The 568-nt window shown below is 40.7% G+C and carries 1 protein-coding gene; it reads left to right on the top strand.

What is annotated here, in order from left to right; all coding sequences use genetic code 11:
* Nucleotides 1–34: 34 nt before the first annotated feature.
* Nucleotides 35–202: a hypothetical protein gene (locus tag D1136_RS10780; protein WP_161877621.1), complete on the top strand. Its 168-nt coding sequence runs from the start codon at nucleotides 35–37 to the stop codon at nucleotides 200–202.
* The last annotated feature ends 366 nt before the right edge of the window (nucleotides 203–568 follow it).

Here is a 568-nt window from a genome sequence, read left to right as displayed (position 1 = left end):
CTTTGCCGTTTATTTTTCTTGAGTCAGACAAAACATGAGAATCATCTTACTGTACATCCAACGTTTCGACCAGGTTTCGGTCTTCTTCAGGGACAATAAACAGCATTTATCGGCTACATTGTGGGGCGCAGGGCCGGGAGCTGTTGCTCCTCCAGCGGCCAGGAGAAAAAGGACGGAGAAGCAAGATGGCGTCGACCAATAGCCGGGGATATGACCACTTCCGGCCTACTTCCGGTATTGTAATGAAATCGGTACTTTACCCTTTAATATTGTCTTCTAACATTGAATCATCTCTCTTGGCGTTATCAATAAAGTGCATTATATTAAAACAATTGCATTCAGTATTGTACACACAGATGAAAAATAACAAAGTCCATGTTTGTGGATTGCAAGTGAGTCCTAGTGGTTATGTTTAGGAGTATATTACCCATTAATTATGCCTTCAAACCTCAAGTCATCTCTATTGGTGTTATCAATACAGCGCATTATAATAATCATACATTTGTCATACCTTCACCAGAGTTGCAAATATTCTTAGGATCCAAATTGTGCTTCACTGCGAGCTATG

It is taken from the genome of Odoribacter sp. Z80 (assembly GCF_009935865.1).
Classification (GTDB): domain Bacteria; phylum Bacteroidota; class Bacteroidia; order Bacteroidales; family Marinifilaceae; genus Odoribacter.
Note: the sequence above shows the minus strand (reverse complement) of the source record. Positions and strands in the feature narration are given on the sequence as shown.

Bases quoted from the DNA above. Each gene is read 5' to 3' on its own strand.
- D1136_RS10780 (WP_161877621.1), top strand. From the start codon at position 35: ATGAGAATCATCTTACTGTACATCCAACGTTTCGACCAGGTTTCGGTC.